Source organism: uncultured Maritalea sp. (assembly GCF_937139385.1).
Lineage (GTDB): Bacteria > Pseudomonadota > Alphaproteobacteria > Rhizobiales > Devosiaceae > Maritalea > Maritalea porphyrae_A.
The window spans coordinates 1-4,529 of the sequence record NZ_CAKZPW010000215.1; the positions used below are offsets into that span (position 1 = coordinate 1).

A 4,529-nucleotide genomic window follows, 5' to 3' on the forward strand; every position below is an offset into this window, starting at 1 on the left:
TGCCAAAAGATGCAGAAGGCCGTGTTAAGCTTGACGAAGAACGCATTCAGCACTGGCTTGCAAACGGCGCGCAGCCAACTGACCGCGTACACCGTTTCCTCGACGCAGCTGGTCTTTTGAAGCGCGGCGAGAAAAGCAATCCAAACAAAGGTCTTCCAGGCAAAAAAGCCCAAGAACGTTTAGAAGAAAAACGTCAAGCTGAAGAAGATGCCAAAGAAGCAGCAGCTGCAGAAGCCGCCGCCGCAGCTGAAGCCGCAGCAGCACCAGCAGAAGAAGCAGCGGCTGAGTAATCCACTCTAACGCTTCTTGAAGGAAATAAGTCATGGACAGCACTGAAAAGAAATTCAAAAGTCGGGTTCTTATGGGCCAGATTGGTGCTGCCCATGGCATTCAGGGCCAAGTGCGGATTAAATCCCACACCGAAGACCCTTTGGCGATCAAAAACTATTCGCCTTTGAGCACCAACCGACCCGGTTTAGAGATCACCATCAAAAAAGCCCGGTTGAACAAATCGGTAATCGTTGCCTCTATTTCGGGCATAGCTGATCGCACCGCCGCAGAAGCGCTCAATGGCGTAAAACTCTACGTCAATCGCGACCAATTGCCAGAAATGGAAGACGAAGACGAGTTTTACCAAGCGGACCTGATTGGCTTGGAAGCCCGCTACGAAGACGGCAATAAATATGGCACGATTACCGCGATCCAAAATCACGGCGCTGGCGACATTCTTGAGGTGCGCCCTGTGCGCGGCCCTTCCCAACTGATGCCGTTCACCAAACGCATTATCCCATCCATCAATATTGCTGAAGGCTATGTCACGATCATTATGCCTTCAGACATTGTGATCGATGAAGAAGAGGCGTTCGAGCCCGAATAGGCCAAGCCCCATGTTTCGCGCTGACGTCATCACCCTTTTTCCAGAGCTGTTTCCCGGCCCACTTGGTGCATCCATTATTGGCCGCGCCATGGACAATGGCTTGTGGTCTTTAACCGCCACCCAATTGCGCGATTATGCGAAGGACAAACACAAAAAGGTCGACGATACCCCAGCAGGGGGTGGCCCCGGCCTTGTGTTAAAGCCAGACATTCTCGCCCGCGCGATTGATGATATTTCCCCCTCAAATGACCCGCGTCCGCGTCTCTTGATGAGCCCGCGCGGCAAACCGCTGACCCAAGACTATGCCCGCGAATTATCAAAAGGCCCCGGCGCCGTGATCATTTGCGGCCGTTTTGAAGGCATCGACCAGCGCGTCATCGACCAGCGCAACCTAATCGAAGTCTCTGTTGGCGATTATGTATTATGCGGGGGCGAAGTCGCGGCCATGACCTTGCTGGAAGCCACCACGCGCCTATTGCCCGGCGTTATGGGCTCGAACGAAAGCGAAATGGACGAAAGCTTTGAAAATGGCTTGCTCGAATATCCTCAATATACCCGCCCTGCCGAATTTGAAGGCGTGCCCATCCCCGACGTAGTGACCAGTGGCGACCACAAAAAGCTTGATCAATGGCGCCAAGAACAATCTGAGCAACTAACCAAAGCTCGCCGCCCAGATTTGTGGGAAAAGTTTAAAAGCAAGATTTAGCTGATGGCGGCTCAAAACGTAAAACCTGACAGAACGATCCCGCATCAAGTGCGAGATGGTGCGATTTAGAACCCTGCGCGCACCGTCCCGGCCCCCGAGCCGGGACCAATTTCACGCCCAACATGGTTCCCCCCTTAGCCAAACTTGCCAGCATAATGCGCCCCAATGATCGGCGCAAACATTTCTGCCGGCTTTCGCGCCAGTTTTACATTCATCCCATGAAGTGCCATCACCAATTGCCGCTTGTGGTTCTCGTGCACCACAGCATCTTGCCAACGCATCATCGCTGCATCATCCCAATTGTCAGCGTCCTGCATCACCACTTCAGGGTTTAACCGGACCAACAAAGCCGCAAAAGCCGCCTCAGATAAGTTCGCCACCAGCATTTCTTCGCCGCACCACAAAGCCGTTGGTGCGCGCAAATACAAATCAACCAGCGCGGAAACGACACCGTTCAAACCGTCGATCTTGTCATTTAAGTGCTCAACACATGACCCCGCCAAATATGCAAAGTGACTTAGAAAATGCAAAAATCGATTGTCATCATCGAGCACAGAATAGTCACTGACCAACCCAGCCCGCTCAACAAAAAAGGCTAAAATCTGCGCGCGGACCTTCAACTGTCCACTGTCAATTAGACCACCCAAAATGAGCAATCCATAGCTTTGAGCAAGCGGCTCTTCTTGCGCATCAAACCAGGCCACAAACACTTCAAACGCCCGCGCTGCTTTATCTTCATTCATTTGGCCGCTAGTGCAATATTGGTAAAGCGCGCCATAGGTTTTTTCTTCCGTTTTGGGCATAAATTGTTGTAAAATTTCTTGAAATTTGTCCGACATAATATTCGTTTCGCTTTAAAACATTGAGGCAAGTGAACTTAACCGAACCGCACATTTGTCGCCATGCTCTTTTTGCTCAGATGCGCAAAGAGGCAAAAAGCACGCCTCCCCCCTTTATGTGGGAGGGAAGCGCGGATGGGCAGGTCAATCCTGCGATTGCAGCCAATTAAGGATCGCGTGATTTGTTTCTTGTGGCTTTTCTTGTTGAATCCAATGGCCACAATCAAGGTTGACCACATCAACGTTCGGCACAAAATCCTTAAGGTTTTCCGACTTGGCAACCATATCCCGATCACCATAAATCATGAGGGCGGGATGTTGAATAATTGGGTCGGCCTTTGCCAACAAATGCCAGTTTCGATCAAGGTTTCGATACCAATTTATGCCGCCCGTAAATCCTGATTGTTCAAATGCAGTAACAAAAACCGCCAATTCAGCTCCACTCATCAAAGGGTCGCCCAAAGGTGTTTTTGCGTTGGCGAGATTAATCATCATCATGCCGGGCTCTGGCGGGGTTAAGGGCACGTTTTTGCGGAACATATTGCGCAGGAATTGGTGCGTGTTCTGGTCCAAAATAGCGTCAGCAACGCCAACCTGTCGGTTAAAATGCACAAAATAGAAATCTGCGCCAAATAGGGCTTCCATCATTTCAATCCATGGCATGTCACCGCGTTCTTGATAGGGCAAAGCCAAGTTGATGACTTTATCCACCCGGCTTGGGTGCAACAAAGTCAGCCCCCAAACCACCGCAGCGCCCCAATCATGACCAACAAAGGTCGCCTTTTCATAGTCAAAATGATCAAGCAGCGCGATCAGATCGCCTGCCAAATGCTCAATATCGAAGTCTGTCACCTCAGAAGGAGAAGACGAAGCGCCAAACCCACGCTGATTTGGAACGATCACATGGTAACCCGCATCAACAAGCGCTGGCACTTGATACCGCCATGAAAAGGCGTGTTCTGGCCAGCCGTGACAAAGGACAATTGGATTTCCTTTGTTTTTGCGACCTGCTTCAAAGACTTCAAGTTCTACGCCATTGAGAGAAATAAGCGTGGGCTGAGGAAAATCGATTGGAATGGACATGGCATTTCTCTTTTTTACTTTTTCTCAAGAACAAATATCGCCCTTGTTTAGGGCAACACAGTTTTGCTCCGGAGGGGTTTGAAATGGGCGTGACAAGAAAAAAATCCCCTTGCCTACGCGAACAAGCATTGCCTAAAACCTAATGGTGCCAAATACTGGCACCATTAAATGGTAGAACCCTGAAATGAACATTCGCCTTCGCTTAGACGCTATCGTGCGCAGCCTTCGCCGCAATGGCACTTCAACAATTGCTGACTTGGCAGAAGAAGTTGGCGCGTCACGGCGCACCATTTTGCGCGACATTAGCGCACTGCGCGATGAAGGTTTTATCATCCACTCAGAACCCGGGCGCGGGGGCGGCTTACAACTCGACCCCCAATCACTTCAAACCACGCCCCGATTGTCGGTTGCCGAAGTGTTTGCGCTGCTCATCAGCGTTGCCTCCATGCGGGCGGCGGGCAACCTGCCCTTTTCCAACCTCGCCGATGCTGGACTGGCCAAAATTGAAAAGGCCTTGCCATCCGATAAAATTCGCGATTTACGCCGGTTTTTAGATTGCTTGTATGTGGGAGAGCTTTCCCCCCTCGTGGACATTTCGGATATGGGCGCCATGGACCCTGCGCTACTGCCCGCTTTTGAAACCGCTTTTCTGAAAAAATGCCACCTGCGGTTTCAATATTGTGATGCAAATGGGGCCCAGACCCAACGTAATGTAGAGCCACAAGCTATGCTGATCTTACCCCCACTTTGGTACTTGGTGGCCTATGACCCAACCCGCAACGCCTTCCGCCATTTTCGCATGGACCGGATCAGCACCCCCCAATGCGTGCCAGACCAAAGCTTTCGACGCCGACATGTGCCCTTCGCAGCCAACGTTTCCCCCATTCGCAACCTCCCGCGCTGACGCTGCCCCCGAAGCAGGGATCGCGCCGGGAACAACCCTCATCCTTCAACACGCTCAGGATGAGGACCGCGAAGGGCTCATGCACCCAACTATCCCGCGAGCCAATGTCGATTTGCACCA

At 51.5% G+C, this 4,529-nt stretch carries 6 protein-coding genes; 4 read left to right on the plus strand and 2 right to left on the minus strand.

Annotated elements, in window-relative coordinates; translation table 11 throughout:
- From Q0231_RS09210 to trmD, 3 genes are all read left to right on the plus strand, one after another.
- On the plus strand, window positions 1-290 hold a 290-nt coding region (locus tag Q0231_RS09210), incomplete at its 5' end, for a 30S ribosomal protein S16 (protein ID WP_299347297.1).
- 32 nt (window positions 291-322) lie between these two features.
- Entirely contained in the window at window positions 323-877 is a 555-nt protein-coding gene (gene rimM / locus Q0231_RS09215) for a ribosome maturation factor RimM (RefSeq protein ID WP_269393440.1), read from the plus strand.
- A 10-nt stretch (window positions 878-887) separates the two neighbouring features.
- Window positions 888-1,583 carry a tRNA (guanosine(37)-N1)-methyltransferase TrmD gene (gene trmD / locus Q0231_RS09220; protein ID WP_299347298.1) on the plus strand — a complete coding sequence of 232 codons (696 nt, stop codon included), beginning with the start codon at window positions 888-890 and terminating at the stop codon, window positions 1,581-1,583.
- 134 nt (window positions 1,584-1,717) lie between these two features.
- On the opposite strand, the gene Q0231_RS09225 is transcribed toward trmD, so the two are convergent.
- Both Q0231_RS09225 and Q0231_RS09230 read right to left on the minus strand, forming a co-directional pair.
- The gene (locus Q0231_RS09225) at window positions 1,718-2,422 is read right to left on the minus strand and encodes a hypothetical protein (protein ID WP_299347299.1); all 705 of its coding nucleotides are present in this window, start codon (window positions 2,420-2,422) and stop codon (window positions 1,718-1,720) included.
- Between the two features lie 144 nt (window positions 2,423-2,566).
- Complete coding sequence (locus tag Q0231_RS09230) at window positions 2,567-3,505, minus strand: alpha/beta hydrolase (RefSeq protein WP_299347300.1); 939 nt, start codon at window positions 3,503-3,505, stop codon at window positions 2,567-2,569.
- A 184-nt stretch (window positions 3,506-3,689) separates the two neighbouring features.
- On the opposite strand from Q0231_RS09230, the gene Q0231_RS09235 reads away from it, so the two are divergent.
- Window positions 3,690-4,409, plus strand: a complete 720-nt coding sequence (locus Q0231_RS09235; protein ID WP_299347301.1) for a YafY family protein — start codon at window positions 3,690-3,692, stop codon at window positions 4,407-4,409.
- Window positions 4,410-4,529: the final 120 nt, after the last annotated feature.